Source organism: Streptomyces sp. NPDC015139, from assembly GCF_043079785.1.
Lineage (GTDB): Bacteria > Actinomycetota > Actinomycetes > Streptomycetales > Streptomycetaceae > Streptomyces > Streptomyces albidocamelliae.
Genome location: NZ_JBIBUW010000003.1, coordinates 638,436 through 655,513, shown reverse-complemented (window position 1 = coordinate 655,513; position 17,078 = coordinate 638,436). Strand labels below are relative to the sequence as shown.

At 72.1% G+C, this 17,078-nt stretch carries 12 protein-coding genes; 7 read left to right on the top strand and 5 right to left on the bottom strand.

Annotation, left to right across the window (positions count from 1 at the left end; all coding sequences use genetic code 11):
* Window positions 1-3: 3 nt before the first annotated feature.
* Entirely contained in the window at window positions 4-936 is a 933-nt protein-coding gene (locus ACF08B_RS11710; RefSeq protein WP_392317160.1) for a class I SAM-dependent methyltransferase, read from the bottom strand.
* A gap of 146 nt (window positions 937-1,082) precedes the next feature.
* On the bottom strand, window positions 1,083-2,291 hold the full coding sequence (locus ACF08B_RS11705) for an acyltransferase family protein (RefSeq protein WP_392317159.1): 1,209 nt from the start codon (window positions 2,289-2,291) through the stop codon (window positions 1,083-1,085).
* A 263-nt stretch (window positions 2,292-2,554) separates the two neighbouring features.
* Between ACF08B_RS11705 and ACF08B_RS11700 the strand changes: the two genes are divergently transcribed.
* Together ACF08B_RS11700 and ACF08B_RS11695 are read left to right on the top strand one after the other, a co-directional pair.
* The gene (locus ACF08B_RS11700; protein ID WP_392317158.1) at window positions 2,555-4,021 is read left to right on the top strand and encodes a hypothetical protein; all 1,467 of its coding nucleotides are present in this window, start codon (window positions 2,555-2,557) and stop codon (window positions 4,019-4,021) included.
* The gene (locus tag ACF08B_RS11695) at window positions 4,018-6,333 is read left to right on the top strand and encodes a glycosyltransferase (RefSeq protein ID WP_392317157.1); all 2,316 of its coding nucleotides are present in this window, start codon (window positions 4,018-4,020) and stop codon (window positions 6,331-6,333) included. Before ACF08B_RS11700 ends, ACF08B_RS11695 begins: the two co-directional genes overlap by 4 nt.
* Window positions 6,334-6,397: 64 nt before the next feature.
* Here ACF08B_RS11695 and ACF08B_RS11690 read toward each other — a convergent pair whose 3' ends face one another.
* Window positions 6,398-7,732 carry an alpha-2,8-polysialyltransferase family protein gene (locus tag ACF08B_RS11690; RefSeq protein ID WP_392317156.1) on the bottom strand — a complete coding sequence of 445 codons (1,335 nt, stop codon included), beginning with the start codon at window positions 7,730-7,732 and terminating at the stop codon, window positions 6,398-6,400.
* Entirely contained in the window at window positions 7,729-8,706 is a 978-nt protein-coding gene (locus tag ACF08B_RS11685) for a glycosyltransferase family 2 protein (RefSeq protein ID WP_392317155.1), read from the bottom strand. Before ACF08B_RS11685 ends, ACF08B_RS11690 begins: the two co-directional genes overlap by 4 nt.
* A gap of 198 nt (window positions 8,707-8,904) precedes the next feature.
* Between ACF08B_RS11685 and ACF08B_RS11680 the strand changes: the two genes are divergently transcribed.
* From ACF08B_RS11680 to ACF08B_RS11665, 4 genes are read left to right on the top strand one after another with little or no spacing between them, the layout of a single operon-like run.
* Entirely contained in the window at window positions 8,905-10,215 is a 1,311-nt protein-coding gene (locus ACF08B_RS11680; RefSeq protein WP_392317154.1) for a DUF6716 putative glycosyltransferase, read from the top strand.
* A gap of 59 nt (window positions 10,216-10,274) precedes the next feature.
* A complete protein-coding gene (locus ACF08B_RS11675) occupies window positions 10,275-11,573 on the top strand; it encodes a cytidylyltransferase domain-containing protein (protein ID WP_392317153.1) in 1,299 nt (432 codons plus the stop codon).
* A 12-nt stretch (window positions 11,574-11,585) separates the two neighbouring features.
* Complete coding sequence (locus tag ACF08B_RS11670; RefSeq protein WP_392317152.1) at window positions 11,586-12,524, top strand: N-acetylneuraminate synthase family protein; 939 nt, start codon at window positions 11,586-11,588, stop codon at window positions 12,522-12,524.
* A gap of 50 nt (window positions 12,525-12,574) precedes the next feature.
* Window positions 12,575-13,726: a hypothetical protein gene (locus ACF08B_RS11665; RefSeq protein WP_392317151.1), complete on the top strand. Its 1,152-nt coding sequence runs from the start codon at window positions 12,575-12,577 to the stop codon at window positions 13,724-13,726.
* A gap of 151 nt (window positions 13,727-13,877) precedes the next feature.
* Here the strand turns inward: ACF08B_RS11665 and ACF08B_RS11660 are convergent, their stop codons facing one another.
* Window positions 13,878-14,531, bottom strand: a complete 654-nt coding sequence (locus ACF08B_RS11660) for a class I SAM-dependent DNA methyltransferase (RefSeq protein WP_392317150.1) — start codon at window positions 14,529-14,531, stop codon at window positions 13,878-13,880.
* A 234-nt stretch (window positions 14,532-14,765) separates the two neighbouring features.
* Here ACF08B_RS11660 and ACF08B_RS11655 point away from each other — a divergent pair, with 234 nt between their 5' ends.
* On the top strand, window positions 14,766-16,001 hold the full coding sequence (locus tag ACF08B_RS11655; protein WP_392317149.1) for an amidohydrolase: 1,236 nt from the start codon (window positions 14,766-14,768) through the stop codon (window positions 15,999-16,001).
* Window positions 16,002-17,078 lie beyond the last annotated feature (1,077 nt).

Here is a 17,078-nt window from a genome sequence, read left to right as displayed (position 1 = left end):
CGGTCAGCGCCTGGCCGCGCGGGCGTTGCGGATGGCCCGGGTGACGACCGGCGGCAGCAGGTCGACGGCGACCCGGCGGACCCGCCGGCCGTACCGGGGCGCGGGCCGGGCGGCCGGCGCCGGTGCGGGCGCCGCCGCCGGCAGGGGCACCCCGGGTGCCGGTTCCGTGGCTTCCTCCGCGTGCCGGGAGAGCGGGAACGCCGGCGCCGGCATGCCCTTGGACTTCAGCCGGACGATCCGGTGCCCGGCGGCCTCCTGGACGCTCAGACGGCAGTCCGACCGCTCGCCGACCATGGCCAGCAGCTCCCGCTGGACCGGCGCCGGATCGCCCCAGGTGCCGTAGAGCTTCTGCGTGCTCAGGCAGACGGGACGCAGGCCGCGGTTGAGCACGGCCTCCCACGTGGCCATGGACACCCCGGGCGTGTGCTCGGAGCGGAAGTCGTCGAGCACGACGATGCCCTCGGGCCCCAGCAGATCGTGCGCCGCCCCTATGTCGTCGCGCACGTGCTCGTACAGGTGCGAGCCGTCGACGTGCACGAACCGGCAGGACCGCGGCTCGACCTCGGCGGGCACCAGCGAGCTGGGCCCCTGCAGGACCCGGGGCAGCTCGTCGTGGAAGGCCCGGTAGTTGTCCTCGAAGCGCCTGCGGGTCAGTGCGCTGTAGGACTTGGCGGACTCCGCCCGGTTGGCGTCGTCCGGGGCCTCGCCCTCGAAGAGGTCGCAGACGGTGTACTTCTCGCCCGGCCGGCGGTGCCGGCCGGTGAAGATCGCGCTCTTGCCCAGGTAGACCCCTATCTCCAGCAGGTCGCCGCGGATTCCGGCGGCCTCCTGCCGGTTCAGGAGCCAGTCGAAGAGCAGTTGGTCGAGGACCGGGAACCACCCCGGGACGTCGTCGAGACGATGGGGCGGTCGGGTCGCTTCCTGGATGGTGGCCATGCGGCGGAGGCACTCCCTCGGTACGGCAGTTGGTGAGTTCCCTGCGGAAAGCCTGTGGGGGGTGGGCGGCAAGGGCACTACGGTGCCTGCCCCGAAGGCGGGTTCGAAACCCAAGGCGAGGTGAACGACTGCCCAATTCCCGGCTCTCACACGGAACCGGCCGATTCCTTTCCGTCTTTCGCCGAGGTGAACTGCGAGGAGATTTCCGGTGTACGGACCCTCTTCAACGCCCTTTTCAGTCGCGGGCCGAAAGGATTCTCCACAAAGCGGTGGATGAGCCATGCCAGCGAAAGCATGCCCATGACGGTCAGCAGGAGCGTCGGCCACGGCGGCAGGCCCAGACCCCGGTGCAGCACCCGGATGACGAACCAGCCCAGGTGCTCGTGGACCAGGTAGAACGGGTAGGTCAGCGCGCCGGCCGTGACCAGCCAGGACCAGCCCGCCCACCGCGTCCAGCCCAGGGCCACCGCGGCGACCGCGGTGAAGGCCAGGGTGACGATCGCCAGGATGACCCACGGGTCGCGGTGGAAGTCGCCCTGGGCACCGGCGTGCCACAGCCCACGCGTGGCGTCGGCCTGCCCGAGCAGCCAGGACACGGCGACGATGCCCCACAGCAGCAGGTCGCCGCCGAACCGGTGGATCAGGTAGAGGGCGAGTCCGCCGACGAAGAAGGGCGCGTAGTCGGGCATGACGATCTGGTCCGTGAGCGCGTTGCCCGAGGTGCGGCACACCACCGCGGCCAGGGTCCACCCGCAGGCGAACAGCACCACTCGGCGGTAGGTGACGCCGCGCACCACCACGAGCAGGCCGAACAGCGCGTAGAAGCGCACCTCGACCCAGAGCGTCCAGCACACGCCGAGGATCCGGTCGGCGCCCATGGGCTGCTGCATCATCGTCAGGTTGACCAGGAACTCGTCCGGGCGGACCGGGTGCACGACGGCCGGGAGGACCACGGCGGCCGCGGTGACCAGCACCAGGGCGACCCAGTAGGCGGGGTAGAGCCGGGCGACCCGGGAGCGGAAGAAGTCGCCGAGGGTGCGGCCCCAACTGCTCATGCAGATGACGAAACCGCTGATGACGAAGAAGAACTGCACGCCGAGACAGCCGTAGGTGGCCGCCCGGGACAGGGTCGGGAAGACGTGGGCCGGGGTCTGGTGCCAGGACTCGGACACCGTGCCGCCGCGTCCGGCGTAGTGGTAGAGGCAGACCATCAGGGCGGCCACCAGACGCAGGCCGTCCAGGGCGAGCAGACGGTTGCGGCGGCCGCCGGAGGCGGAGGGGGTGAAGGGGGCGGAGGCCGTCCCCGGAGCGGGGGATGCGGGAACGGCGGCGAGGGTGGGGGATGAGGCAGGCATGGTGCTCGGCGCCTACCCGGACAATCATTGATCATCTCGGTTTCTTTTGTGAAGGTCCCCGGCACGGGGGAGCCGTACCTGCGGCACCTGGGCGAATCACAGAAACGACTTGGTTGACAGCCCAACCATTCGTCCGGGCGCCCCGGTCAGTTCACCTGAACGTCGTTTTAGCTTCCTAGTTTCTCCATCCACCCCCACGTTTTGGCAAACGCATGGCATTCAGCCGTAAAGGCTGTATTTGCTTGGCAAAAATCAGGAGAGCTATGACAAGGGTCCAGAACCGGCGGACGCCTGTGCGTGCAGGGGAGCTGGACGACTGCCTGCGCGCGTGCGCCGTGCACAGCGGCAAAGTCGTCGGCAGTCTCGACCGCCGCCGCACGGAACTGGCGGAGCAGCTGCGCAAGTTGCTCGTGGTCTTCAGCACCGACGCGGCCGGCGCCGCCGCACCGGCCCCGGCCTCGGGCGCGACCGCCCTGCTCAAGCGGGCCGTGAAGGGCGCCGCAGTGCCCGCCGGCGGCATCACCAACGACCTCCTTGACGCCCTGCTGGCCGTCGCCAACAAGGCACTGGAATGCGGTTACTCCGACGAGCTGGACCTCGCCCTCCGGATCAGCGAGACCGTCCTCGCCGAGCGCCGGAACTCCCGCGCCGGCTGGCGGCTGCGCGCCCGCGTCCTGGAGGCCGTCGGCGAGGAACTCGAAGCCGTCCGGGCCTACGAGCGCTACCTGGAGCTGACCACGGAGGACGGGTTCGGCGTCGCAGCCCGGATCGCCGGACTGCGCCGGGCCGCCGAACGCGAGCGCGAACTGCTGGACCTGCTGCGCGAGCAGTGCCCCGGAGCGGCCGAGTTCGCCGCCGGACCCGCCACCGACGTCTGGGCCGACGGCCTCGCCCTGCACGCCGCCGGCGACTGGACGGCGGCCGAGCCCCGGCTGGTCGGCGCCCTGCTCGCGCTCGCCGCCGACGAGGCCCCCGTCGCCGACCGGCAGGAACTGCTCAGCCAGTACCTGGACCTGCGCACCGGCGTCCACGCGCCGGACCCCGCCGCCCTCACCGAGGCCGTCGCGCTCTACGCCGAGCAGCGCCGGCTGCGGATGCGCGGCCCGGTCGCCGACCCGACCGTCGGCGGGGTGCGCTGGATCGGCCTCGGCGAGTTCCGCCACCTGGTCGCCGGCAAGTCGATCTGCCTGATCGCCAACTCCGGGCGCGTGGGCGAGAGCGGGATGGGTGCCGAGATCGACGGCTACGACCTGGTCGTGCGCTTCAACTCGTACAAGATCGACCCCAGGTACACCGGCAGTCGTACCGACATCCACGCCACCATCCACAAGCACGGCTTCAACTGGGACAAGCCGGTGACCACCCGGCTCGTCTTCGGCGGCGTGACCGGCGACTGGAAGCACTCGCTGCGCAACCGCCTGGTGCCCGGCGCCCAGCAGTACCTCGGCGACGAGTCGCTGCGCTGGCCCGTGCGCAACATCGGCCGGCTCGGCAACGACGTCTGGTCCGGCATCCCGACCACCGGCTTCAACATGCTCTGGCTGCTGGACTTCCTGGACGTCAGCCCGAAGCTCGACCTGATCGGCTTCGACTTCTACGAGAGCGGCGCCTACCGCGTGCCCGAGGCCATGAAGCTCGCCATCACCTCCGTGCACGAATACACCAGCGAGAAGGCATGGGTCATGGAGCGGGCCCAGAGCGTGACCGACATGAGGATATCCCTGCGATGACCACCACACTCAGCCCCGCCGTCCCGGACACCTCGGCGCAGGCCCTGACCGGCAAGCGGCGCATCGCCTTCGCGAGCTTCGTCGACGAGAACTACCTGCCCGGCTTCCTCGTCCTGCTGCGCAGCCTCGCCCTGTCCAACCCCGGCGTCTGCGAGGACTTCATCGTCCTGCACGACGACCTCAAGCCCTCCTCGATCGCCCGCATCCGCGCCCTGCACCCGAGGATCGTGCTGCGCCGCGTCGACGCCGGCCACTACGACTCCTACGTCAAGGGCGACCAGGACAACTACCTGGTCCGCAAGGCGTACTTCATCCTCGACGTCTTCAGGACCCGCGACTACGACACGGTCATCACCCTGGACACCGACATGGTCGTCCTCGGCGACCTGAGCGAGCTGCTGGAGCTGCGCGAGGGACTCGCGGCCGTCCCGCAGTTCTTCTACGGCCAGCACAAGCTGAACTCCGGGCTGCTGGTCATCCAGCGCGAGTACCTGTCGGACGAGTTCTGCGCGAAGATCGACCAGGCCGGGCGCACCGGCGCCTACGAGCTGGACAAGCACGACCAGGGCATCCTCAACGCCGTCCTCGACGGGGACTTCGTCCGCCTCGACACCCGCTACAACTTCGTCAAGCGGCGGCTCTCCGGCGACCTGCCGGTCCCCGACGACACCGCGATCCTGCACTTCACCGGCCGGCACAAGCCCTGGCAGGGCGGCGAGGCCGGGTACGCGCAGGCAGAGGAGCGCTGGCGCGAGTTCGTCCTGGGCGACGCCGAGTTCCACGCGGCCTACCTGGCCAAGGGCGGCCTCCACCACGACCTGCTGGTGCACTTCGGCACCCCGCACGTCAGACGCACCAAAGACGTCGAGGCCGCGCGCAGGCTGGCCGCCGCGCACATCGCGGCCGGCGAGTACCAGGACGCCGTCGACATCCTGAGCGGTGTCCGCATCCCGCTGGACGAGGCCTGGCCGCACGAGATCCTCGGCCACGCCCTGCTGAGCGTCTCCCGCTACGAGGAGGCCAGGACCCAGCTGCTGCTGGCCACCGCCGCCCCCAACCGGGCCGCCACCGCCTACTCCCGCCTCGCCCAGCTGGCATGGGTGCACGGCGACAACACCGAGGCCCTGAAGTACGCCACGGCCGGTCTCACCGTCGACCCCACCCACCGCTCCAGCCGCCTGTGGGCCCAGCGGTCCGCCGCCGTGCCCGCCCAGGAGCAGGGCGCCGCCGAGGACCAGCTCGCGCACGTCGCCTTCTACATGGACCGGCAGGGCAACGCCGGCGACAAGCTGCTGCCCGAGACCGTCCGGCTGGCCTTCGGCGCCGACACCACCTCCCGGCGCTGGCACTCCGTCCACGCCCACCGCCTCTTCGACAAGGCGGCCCTGGAACGCGTCAACGCCCGGCGGGGCCTGGTGATCGGCGGCGGCGGACTGTTCATCCCGGACACCATGCCCAACGGCAACAGCGCCTGGCAGTGGAACGTCCCGGACGAGCACCTGAACGCCGTCGACGTGCCGATCATGGTGTTCGCGGTCGGCTTCAACGCCTTCGACGGACAGTCGTACCGGGCCCGGCGGTTCAACGAGAGCCTGCGCCTGCTGGTGGAGAAGTCCTCCTTCTTCGGGCTGCGCAACCACGGCTCCATCGCCAAGGTCCGCTCGCTGCTGCCGCCGGAGCTGCACGACAAGGTCGTCTTCCAGCCCTGCCCGACCACGGTCATGCGCCGGCTGCTGCCCGGCTGGACCGACCCGGCGCACCGCGAGGACACCGTCCTGCTGAACGCCGCCTACGACCGCGCCGGGCTGCGGTTCGGCCACGACTACGCGCACTTCCTCGGCGAGATCGCCAAGGCGGTCCGGGCGATCGGGGCCCACACCGAGGTCCGTTGCGTCGCCCACTCCCTGGACGACGAGCGGATCGCGTTCGACCTGCGCCGCGAGCACGGGATCTCGCTGCCCGTGATCCCGATGTACGACTTCGACAACGACGCGATCCGCGAGACGTACGCCAGGACCCGTCTGGTCATCGGCATGCGCGGGCACGCCGGAATGATCCCCTTCGGCGTCGGCACGCCCGTCATCAGCCTGATCTCGCACCCGAAGATGGCGTACTTCCTCCGTGACATCGAGCGTCCCGAGTGGGGTGTCTCCGTCCACGAGCGGAACCTCGGCGCCGTGCTCACCGAGCGGGCGCTGGACATCCTCGACCACCACGACCGGACCGTCGCCGACGTGCACGACCGGCAGGAACGGCTGTGGAAGGTCACGCAGGACAACGCGGCCCGGATCCGGACGATCCTCGGCCGCTGAGCAGGCCGGACGAACGGAAAGGGCGGGCCCGGAGTCCCGGGCCCGCCCTCGCGAAGGGACGGACTCAGCGGCGCACGACCCGGCGCAGACTGCGCGCCTTGCGGGCCACCCGGCGCACCGTCGCGTTGCGCGGGATGAACGACAGCTGGGCCGGCACCCCGCCGGGCAGCGCCAGCGAGGTCAGGCGCTTGCGCTTGAAGTAGCGGACGGTCCGTTCGTCCAGGTTCTTCGTCAGGTAGGCCTCGGTCTCCGCGCGCAGCCGCGGCAGGATCTTCGGCTGCATCGCGAAGCCCACCGCGCGCACCAGCGCGCCCAGCGACTCCACGTCCATGCCCATGCGCTGCTCGGTGACGGCGGCACCGTCGCCCAGTTCGGGCAGCAGGGCGTCCACGACGGTGACCGGGACCCGGTTGCTGTTCTCGAACGGCGTCAGCCGCTCCAGCAGCAGGTCGGTGCCGACCCGGGCGACCGGGAGGCCGTACAGCGCCGAGGCGGTGAGCAGGGCCGTGGAGAAGCAGCCGACGACCAGCGCGGGACGCATCCGCTGGTACAGCACCTCGGCGAGCACCGGCGTGTCCAGCACGGTCAGCTCCACACCGAGCTTCTGCGCCGTCTCCTCCAGGGAGCGCGCCCAGCGGGCCGGGGCGGACGGGTGCGGCTTGAACACCACCTTGGTGTGGCCGAGTCCGGCCGCGCCCCTGAGCATCCGCACATGCAGGTCCTCCTCCTGCTCGGCGGAGAGGATGTCCAGCGCGGACAGGTACTGGCCGAGCAGCAGCGCGGGTTCCTCGATCGCCGGCAGGTCGTCGCCGGCCGGGGCGAGCGCGGCGAGCACCTTGGTGAAGGCGGCCGTCGGCACGACCTCGCCCGGCACGCCGAACTCGGTGAGCAGCAGCGGCTCCAGGCCCGGCACGAGGTCCAGGTGGAGGACCCGGTCCACGCGGGTGCCGACCAGCGGGTCGATCTTGTTGCGGGTGGGGCCGTAGCTCATCAGGCCGTCGGCGTAGACGGTGACCGGGGCGCCGGTGAAGATCTGCGCGAGGCTCAGCGACGGGTTGACCTGGATGGACTCCACGGCCAGCTCGACGTCGTCGTCGGCGAGCCGCCACTCGTGGCGCAGATAGCGTTCCCACAGCGGCAGGTCCTCGGCGCGCGGCGCCCAGCCGCCCGGGTGGAACGGGAAGATCGCCTCGTTGTACGACACCACGTCGTCGAACCGGTCGCGCAGCCGCTCGAAGCCGGGCATCGCGTCCGGCCCGGGCGTCGTCTCGGGGGTGGCCGCGTTGTTGCAGACCAGCAGGATCCGCCGGTCGGCCGGGCGGAAGCAGCCGGAGTCGAGGGCGGCGGCCAGCGTGGCCGTGCCGTACAGCGTCGACGCCTGGAAGATCTGGGTGGTCACGCGGCGACCCCCGTGGCGGCGGGACGGCGGCGCAGCCGGCGCAGCTTGGTCGCGCGCTGGAGGTCCATGGAGTCCAGCGCCTCGTCCAGCACGTCCTGCGGCATGCGCCGCAGAGCCGCGGCGCTCAGGGATTTCAGTTTCTTCGCCACCGCCGGCTCGAACCTTTCGATGGATCCCAGGTGATGGGAAATGATGGCGCAATACGTGCGGACGGCCTTCGGCAGCAACGCGTCGGCCTCCCGGTCCGCGGCGGTCTCCGCGACGACCTGATCGAACGCGCGAATGAAATCGAGCTGCCGTACGTCACCGATCTGAGTGAGTGACGAAGCGACCCCGCGCCGGTAGAACACACCGAGCAGACTCACCGCGGCGAAGGATTCCGCCTCCCGGTGCAGCTTCCAGATCCACGGCCGGTCCTCGGCCGTGCGCAGCCCGTCGGTGAAGTGCAGCAGCCCCTTGTCCACCAGCCGGCGGTGGTAGATCCCCGCCCAGGCGTAGGCGTAGTCCACGGAGGTGGACCGGTCGGCGGGCAGGATCGCCGCACGCGGGTCCAGCACCGTGTTCCGCCGGCCCACGGGCACCCGGTGGACGCTGCGGGCCCGCGCCGTGCACTGCACGTGGTCGGTGCGCAGGAAGTCGCACCCCAGGCCCTCGATGGCCGCGACCAGCCGCTGGTAGTAGCCGGGGGCGAGCCAGTCGTCGCCGTCCAGGAAGGTCACGTACTCGCCGCGCGCCCGGTCGATCCCGGTGTTGCGCGCGGTGGCCAGCCCTCCGTTCTGTTCGTGCCGGACCAGGACCGCGCCCGGCAGCTCGCGCTCCGCGCGCGCGAGAATGTCTGGTGTCCCGTCGCGGGAACAGTCGTCGACGAGAATGAATTCGAAGTCCTCACGCGCGTTCGCCTTCAGGCTTCTGAGCGTGTCGGGCGCGTATTGCTGCACGTTGAAGAACGGCACGATGACGGAGAGCTTGACCACGTCAGGGACGTTAGGGCGAAGGCCGTCATTCGTCTTGACGGCTTGCTTGATGCTGGGTGAACGACACGTGGCGAAGCTGTGAACCAGGCTTTTTCCAGCCCCGACCGCGGCCCGATTCGCCATTCGGCGATGTGCTGTTAACCGTTTGTTGCATTCGGGTTGGGCGGATCCTCGGAATGGCTTCCTAGCGTCTTCGACGTGCCAGCAAGTGCAACGAAGTCTCTGCGGGTCGCCGTCCTCGCGGACTCCGACACCCGATGGAAGTGGGGCGCGCTCACCGCGCAGCGTCTCACTCCCTCGGCTGCCGGTGTCCGGCTCGACGGCTACCTCCTGCGGGGCCGCGCCACTCCGACGCCCCGTCAGCTCGAGGAGGTCGGCGTCCGGGCGGACTCGCTCCGCGAGGTCACCGGAGCCGAGTTCCTGCGTGCGATGACCGAGGAGCCCTACGACGTCCTCGTCCTCGCCCTGGTCGGCGGCGGTGTGCAGGCCATGCTGCACGGGCTGCGCAACGCCTGGGGATCCGGCCGGCGCCCCGCGGTCGTCACCGGCTACGTCGGTGTCGTCTACGAGAAGCTCACTGACGGGCTGCTGCTGCGGCACGGCGCGGACCTGGTCCTCGCCAACTCCCGCCACGACGCGGACCGGTTCCGGGCCGTGTACGAGGGGGTGGGCGCCGACGCCTCCTCGGTCACCGAGGTCGCGCTGCCCTTCCTCGGCGGGGAGCCGTACACCGGCGAACACGACCCCTTCACGGTGGTGTTCGCCGCCCAGCCGTCCGTCCCGGACAACCGCAAGGACCGTACGTACCTGCTCGACCGGCTGATCCGGCACGCCCGCCGGCACCCCGAGCGCGAGGTGCTGCTGAAGCTGCGGTCCAAGCCCGGCGAGCACACCACGCACATCGAGGAACTGCCGTACCAGAAGCTGGTCCAGGGCAAGGACCTGCCGGCCAACTTCCGCCTGGTGTACGGCCACATGGGCGAGGTGCTCGACCGCACCGACCTGCTGGTCACGGTCAGCTCCACGGCCGCCCTGGAGGCCCTGCACCGGCGCGTCCCGACGGTCGTCCTGACCGACCTCGGGGTGCGCGAGACGCTCGGCAACCACCACTTCACCGGCTCCGGGTGCCTCGCCTCCTGGGACCAGCTCGACGCCGGGCACCGCCCGGTGCCGGACGAGGAGTGGGTGGCCCGCCAGGGTGTCGCCGCCGACGGCGGCTACGCCACCGCGTTCGACACCGCCCGCGAGCGCATCGCCAGGCTGCTGGACCGCCCCGGCGGCCTGCCGCCCCTGACCCCCTACTACACACCCGAGACCGCGCCCGGCTACCTGCCCGGCATCCTCGCCCGCCACCACCTCGGCCCCGACGGCGCCCCGCTGCCCGGTGCGCCCGCCGCCGACAAGGCACCCGGCCCCGTACGCCAGATCGTGCGCCGCGCCGCGCGCGGCGCCTACCGGCACGGCGTCCAGCGGGTGGCCCCCGTGATCCGGCGGATGGGGGAGCTGTGAGCGAGCCGATCCCGCGCCAGGTGTGCGAAGAGCCCGAAGCGCCGCAAGGAGTAGAGCCCATGTCCAACCCCGAAGCGGGACCCGCCGCCACCGTGTGCCGCGTGCTCGCGGTGATCCCGGCGCGCGGCGGCTCCAAGGGCGTCCCCGCCAAGAACCTCGCCCCTGTCGGCGGCGTGCCGCTGGTGGCCCGCGCCGTGCGCGAGTGCCGCGCCGCCCGTCTGGTGACCGACGTCGTCGTCTCCACCGACGACCAGGCCATCGCCGCCGCCGCGCGGCAGGCCGGCGCCGAGGTCGTGCTGCGGCCCGCCGCCATCGCCGGCGACACCGCCACCTCCGAGGCCGCCGTCCTGCACGCCATGGACGCCCACGAGGCCCTGCACGGCTCGGCCGTCGACGCCGTCCTGCTCGTGCAGTGCACCAGCCCCTTCCTGGCCCGCGAGGACGTCGACGGGGTCGCGGCGGCCGTCGTCGAGAACGGCGCCGACACCGCGGTGACCGTCGCCCCCTTCCACGGGTTCATCTGGCGCGACGCGGCCGACGAGGCCGTCGCCGTCGAGCCCGCCCGCACCGGGAGCGCCGCGGGCGGCGTCGGCGTCGCCGAGGCCACCGCCACAGCCGGCGGCTACGGCGTCAACCACGACAAGTCCTTCCGCCCGCGCCGCCAGGACCGCCCGCAGGACCTGCTGGAGACCGGCGCCGCCTACGCGATGGACGCGGCCGGCTTCCGCGAGCACCGGCACCGCTTCTTCGGCCACACCGAGCTGGTCCGCACCGACCCGGCCCGGGTGCTGGAGATCGACGACCCGCACGACCTGGCCCGCGCCCGGGCCCTCGCGCCCCTCTTCGACGCGGACCGCCCCGGTTCGCTCCCCACCTACGACGACATCGACGCCGTAGTCCTCGACTTCGACGGCACCCAGACCGACGACCGGGTGCTGATCGACTCCGACGGACGGGAGTTCGTCTCCGTGCACCGCGGCGACGGACTGGGCATCGCGGCCCTCCGCAGGAGCGGCCTGAAGATGCTGATCCTGTCCACGGAACAGAACCCGGTGGTCGCCGCCCGCGCCCGGAAGCTCAAGCTCCCGGTGCTGCACGGCATCGACCGCAAGGACCTCGCCCTCAAGCAGTGGTGCGAGGAGCAGGGCATCGCGCCGGAGCGCGTGCTCTACGTCGGCAACGACGTCAACGACCTGCCGTGCTTCGCCCTCGTGGGCTGGCCCGTGGCGGTCGGAAGCGCCCACGACGTCGTACGCGGCGCCGCACGCGCGGTCACCACCGTCCCCGGCGGCGACGGCGCGATCCGAGAGATCGCCAGCTGGATCCTCGGCCCCTCTCTCGATTCCCTCCCCAAGTAAGGACATCCCCTGATGAGCACCAACTCCCGTCTGCGTACGTTCGGTTCGCGCGAGGTCGGCCCCGGCCGCCCCGTCTACATCTGCGGCGAGATCGGCATCAACCACAACGGTGAGCTGGAGAACGCGTTCAAGCTGATCGACGTGGCCGCCGAGGCCGGCTGCGACGCCGTCAAGTTCCAGAAGCGCACCCCGGAGATCTGCACCCCGCGCGACCAGTGGGACATCGAGCGCGACACCCCCTGGGGCCGGATGACCTACATCGACTACCGCCACCGGGTGGAGTTCGGCGAGGACGAGTACCGCCAGATCGACGAGTACTGCAAGGAGAAGGGGATCGCCTGGTTCGCCTCCCCGTGGGACACCGAGGCCGTCGCCTTCCTGGAGAAGTTCGACGTCCCCGCCCACAAGGTGGCCTCCGCCTCCCTGACCGACGACGAGCTGCTGCGCGCCCTGCGCTCCACCGGCCGCTCGGTCATCCTCTCCACCGGCATGTCCACCCCGAAGCAGATCCGCCACGCGGTCGAGGTCCTGGGCAGCGACAACATCCTCATGTGCCACGCCACCTCCACCTACCCGGCCAAGGCCGAGGAGCTGAACCTCCGCGTGATCAACACGCTGGAGAAGGAGTACCCGAACGTCCCGATCGGCTACTCCGGCCACGAGACCGGTCTGCAGACCACCCTCGCCGCGGTCGCCCTCGGCGCCACCTTCGTCGAGCGCCACATCACCCTCGACCGTGCCATGTGGGGCTCCGACCAGGCCGCCTCCGTGGAGCCGCAGGGCCTCGTCCGCCTCGTCCGCGACATCCGCACCATCGAGGCCTCCCTCGGTGACGGCGTCAAGAAGGTCTACGAGTCCGAGCAGGGCCCCATGAAGAAGCTGCGCCGCGTCGCCGGCGTCGTCGCCGAGGCCGAGATCGCCGCGGCCGCGGGCGAGCCGGTCGCGGTCTGAGCGCCCCGGTCGCCTGACGGATTGCCCTACGACGGGACGGTCGTACGCCGATGAGCCCCCGCGCCGGTCACGCCGGCCACCCTCCCCGCACGCTCGCCTTCGTGGAGAGCCCGGTCCAGCTGCTGAACGTACTGGAGTGGGCGCATCTGCACGGCCTGCACGGCGCGGAACAGGACGCCCTGCCGTCCCTGCCCGCGCAGATACGGCGGACGGTGGCCGGCGGGCCGCCGCCGACCGAGCCGGAACTCACGGTGGTCGTGCTGTCCCCGACGGACCCCATGACCCGGGGCCAGCTGCGCCGCATGGCCGACCTGGCCCGGGACGAGGGGTACCGGGTGCGCTGGGAGGAGGCGCGGGGCGGTACGACCGCGCCCTTCCACACCATCGGCGGTCTGGCCGGCCCGCTGCGGCGGGCCGACCGGATCGTCATGGGGGACCCGTTCTCCCGCTACGTACAGCTGCTGCTGACCATCACCCGCGCCCGTGACCTGGTGGTGGTCGACGACGGCACGGCGACGATGGAGTTCGTCGCCCAACTGGCCCGCGGTGAGCGGCTGGTCCGCTGGCACCGCAAGGGCGGCCGGCCCGGCGCCCGCGACCTGCTCTTCGCGCCGGTGTCCTCCTCCGCCCGCCGCCGGCTGACCCCCAGCGCGCGCCGCCGGGTCGAGGTCTTCTCCTCCATGCCGGTGACGGAGACCCCGGAGGGCGTCACCGTCACGGCCAACGACTTCTCCTGGACCCGGTCCCGCTTCGGGCCGCCGCGGATCACCAAGGGGTCGGACATGGTCGGCACCTCCCTGGTGGAGACCGGGGTGGTCGACGGCGACCGCTACCTGGTCGCCGTCCGCAACCTGGCCAAGGCGCACGGCGCGACCCGCTACTTCGCCCACCGGCGCGAGAGCGTCGACAAACTCCACCGGCTGGCCGCCGAGACCGGGCTGGAGATCGTCCGCCCGGACCTGCCCCTGGAGCTGATCGCCCGTCGCGGCCCCATCGGCCGTACGATCCTCAGCTTCCCGTCGACGGTCGTCCACACCCTGCCGCTGGCGCTGGTGGGCACGGGCGTGCGGGTGGCGGTCTGCGACATCGACCCGAGCTGGCTGACCGAGAACGCCTCGCCCCGCGCCCAGGGCTTCCTGTCCGGCGTCACGGGCACCGCCAAGGACGTCCACCGCCTGACGGCGGTGGCGGCCCTGGCCTGAGGCACGACCCCGGCGGAGGGCGGGCGGCATCGGCACCGGTCTGCTCCGGCCGGGGGATCGGCCACCTGCACTACCGCTCGTACCGCCAACGGGGGAATCCCGTCGGAGCCGGGCGGCTGCGCCGGGGGAGTGAACCCCCGGCGGGCCGGCGTCAGGGCTTGCGGGCGAGCAGGAAGGCCCGTGGACGCTTCTCCTCGTCGGACGGTTCACGGCGCACCGTCGCCACCGGCTCCAGGCCCGCCTCCGTCAGCAGCGCCGTGACCTGCTCGGGCGTACGCCAGTAGTAGTCGAGGGCGATCTCGTGGCCGAAGCGTTCCGTCAGACGGAGCCGGCCGGCTTCCGTACCGCTCTGGAAGGCGAGGAGGACCGGCGCGCCCGGGACCAGGGTGCGGTGGAACTCCGCGAAGGCCGTCGGCAGGCGGTCGTCGGGCACGTGGATCGTGGAGTACAGGGCGAGGATGCCCCCGAGCGTGGCGTCGGGCAGGTCCAGCGAGGTCATCGAGCCCACGTGGAAGCGCAGTTGGGGATGGGCCTCGCGGGCCAGTGACACCATGGCGGGGGAGACGTCCACGCCGAAGGCGGGGACCCCCCTCTCCTGGAGCAGCGCGGTGACGAAGCCGGGGCCGCTGCCGAGGTCGGCCACCGGAGCGGTGCCGTTCGCCGTGACCAGCTCGGCGAAGACGGTGATCAGACCGCGGTCCAGCGGGTGGGGAAGGCCCTGCGGGAACTGGCTCGCGTACTCCTTCGCGATCGCGTCGTAGGACGTGCGGGTGGTCTGCAGGAAATCGGCGGTCGAGTCGCTCACGGCCGCGGACCCTACCCGGGGGAGGGCCGTCAGGGGGTCCGGTTCTTGGACATGACGCGCGTGACCCCCGCGAGGCGTGGTATCCGTGGAAGGAGGAAACAGAGGTTTTACCCACCAGAGTCCGCCGTCATGCGTCCGCCGGTCAGATTTTCTTCCCCTAACGGGCTGAACTTTTGTTGATCGAGGGGTAGTTGACCATCCGGGCGTCCTACCCTTCAGAGGGTGAAGCAATTGATGTCCCTAGAGTCCGAGGCCGGCCTCGCGGGGGATGTGCTCCCCGGTGTGCTGAGCGAGTCCCTGCACGCCGAACTCGTCGCCTTCCGACGCGACTTGCACATGCACCCCGAGCTGGGCAATCAGGAGTTCCGTACGACCGCCGCGATCAAGGAGCGGCTCGAGTCGGCGGGGCTGCGGCCACGTGTCCTCGCCACCGGAACCGGACTCGTCTGTGACATCGGGCTCGCGGAGGGTGAGCGGCCGGTCGTACCGATGCTGGCCCTGCGGGCGGACATCGACGCCCTGCCCATCCCGGACACCAAGACGGACTGCCCGTACCGGTCCACGGTCCCGGACCGCGCCCACGCCTGCGGCCACGACGTGCACACCACCGTCGTGCTCGGTGCCGGGCTGGTCCTCGCCGATCTGCACGCCAAGGGGCTGCTGTCCCGTCCGGTGCGGCTGGTCTTCCAGCCGGCCGAGGAGGTGCTGCCCGGCGGCGCGCTCGGGGCCATCGGGGACGGGGCGCTCGACGACGTCGGCCGGATCCTCGCCGTGCACTGCGACCCCCGGGTGGACGCGGGCCGGGTCGGCCTGCGCCACGGGCCGATCACCAGCGCCTGCGACCGGCTGGAGATCGCCCTGGACGGCCCCGGCGGGCACACCGCCCGGCCCCACCTGACCACCGACCTGGTCACCGCCGCCGCCCGTATCGCCATCGACGTGCCCGCGATCGTCGCCCGGCGCGTCGACACCCGTGCCGGTCTCGCCGTGACATGGGGCCGGATCGAGTCCGGCCACGCCCCGAACGTCGTCCCGCAGCACGCCGAGCTGTCCGGCACCGTCCGCTGCCTGGACCTGAACGCCTGGCGGGACGCACCGGACATCGTGCACGCGGCGATCGACGAGGTCGCGACCCTGCACCGGGCCAAGTCGGAGATCAACTACATGCGCGGCGTGCCGCCCGTCGTCAACGACCGGGAGTCCACCGACCTGCTGCGCAGGGCCATGGTCGCCCGGCGCGGGATGGGCTCCGTGGAGAGCACGGAGCAGAGCCTCGGCGGTGAGGACTTCTCCTGGTACCTGGAGGAGGTGCCCGGCGCGATGGCCCGCCTCGGCGTGCGCCGCCCGGGCGAGCGCACGGTGCGCGACCTGCACCAGGGCGACTTCGACGCGGACGAGCACGCGATCACGGTCGGAGTGGAGATGTTCACGGCGGCGGCCTTCCTGGAAGCGGACACGACGAACCCCTGACGATGCCTCGGCCCCGGCGGGCCGGGTGGGGGCGCTGTCCTGGCCCGGTCGGACGGGTGCGGGTGCGGGTGCGGGTGCGGCGGGTGCCGTGCCGACGCCGCCCGCCGGGCAGGGTGCCGGCCTGGTCCGACCGGACGGCTGGGGTGCTGGCTGCGTCCCGGCTCGACCCGACGGGCGGGGGTGCGGTTCGGCCTTGCCCGGCGGGTGGTGTGTCGTCCCGGCCCGAAGGATGCTGTGCCGTCCGGATCTGCCCGCGCGGGGGTGGCGTCCGACCCGGCCTGACGGCTGGGGCATCGGCCCGAGCTCACCCCACCGGGGAGTCCCGGCTCGACTCGGGACTGCCCGGCCCGCGCCCGGACCGCCCGAACCGTGGTCACGCGGCCCGGCGGCCACGCGGTCCCGCGGTCCCGTGGCCCGTCGCGGCCGCGGTCCGGCCCCGGCCCGGCGAGCTCCGGCCCGAGAGGCCGCACGGGGCGGCCTGGCCGGTCCAGCGCCCATCCGGGCGACGGTCAGGGGTCCAGTCACCCGGCTCGGGCCTCCCCGGCGGGAGCGGTCCGGCCGGGGCGGCGGATCCGACGGTCCCCCTGAGCGGTCGTCTCCATGCCGGGGGCGACGGCGGTCACACGGTCCCGGTGACCGGTTGGTGCGGTGATTCCCGGCCCCGGCCCCGGCCCCGGCCCCGGCAGCCGTCGGGCGGTGATCGCCGGCCTCGGCGGCCTCCCCCCGTGACCACCCCCTCCGGGCGCCGCCTCTCGTGCGCCCGTCCGACGGCCGCCCCGCGCCGAAGGCGCTCCGCCCCGCCCCCACGGTCATCGCGTTCCGGGCCCCTACGGCAGCCGCCCCCTCCCGCGGCCCCGCCGGCCGACCCTCCCCGAGGGCACTGCCCCCGGCGCCCCGTGGCCGCCCCCGTCCAGCCCCGTGTTTTCGGCCATCGGTAGGGTTCCGGCTGGAGTGCCGCCGACAGGGCGTGGCCCGGTTTCCCCGGTGGCGCAACACGTTCGCAAGCCATTCGTTCACGCTGCGCAACGCTGCCCGGACAGCATCAGGATTCCGAGTTCAGATGCTGTTTGCCTCGAA

Bases quoted from the DNA above. Each gene is read 5' to 3' on its own strand.
- ACF08B_RS11710 (WP_392317160.1), bottom strand. From the start codon at position 936: ATGGCCACCATCCAGGAAGCGACCCGACCGCCCCATCGTCTCGACGAC.
- ACF08B_RS11705 (WP_392317159.1), bottom strand. From the start codon at position 2,291: ATGCCTGCCTCATCCCCCACCCTCGCCGCCGTTCCCGCATCCCCCGCT.
- ACF08B_RS11700 (WP_392317158.1), top strand. From the start codon at position 2,555: ATGACAAGGGTCCAGAACCGGCGGACGCCTGTGCGTGCAGGGGAGCTG.
- ACF08B_RS11695 (WP_392317157.1), top strand. From the start codon at position 4,018: ATGACCACCACACTCAGCCCCGCCGTCCCGGACACCTCGGCGCAGGCC.
- ACF08B_RS11675 (WP_392317153.1), top strand. From the start codon at position 10,275: ATGTCCAACCCCGAAGCGGGACCCGCCGCCACCGTGTGCCGCGTGCTC.
- ACF08B_RS11670 (WP_392317152.1), top strand. From the start codon at position 11,586: ATGAGCACCAACTCCCGTCTGCGTACGTTCGGTTCGCGCGAGGTCGGC.
- ACF08B_RS11665 (WP_392317151.1), top strand. From the start codon at position 12,575: ATGAGCCCCCGCGCCGGTCACGCCGGCCACCCTCCCCGCACGCTCGCC.
- ACF08B_RS11655 (WP_392317149.1), top strand. From the start codon at position 14,766: ATGTCCCTAGAGTCCGAGGCCGGCCTCGCGGGGGATGTGCTCCCCGGT.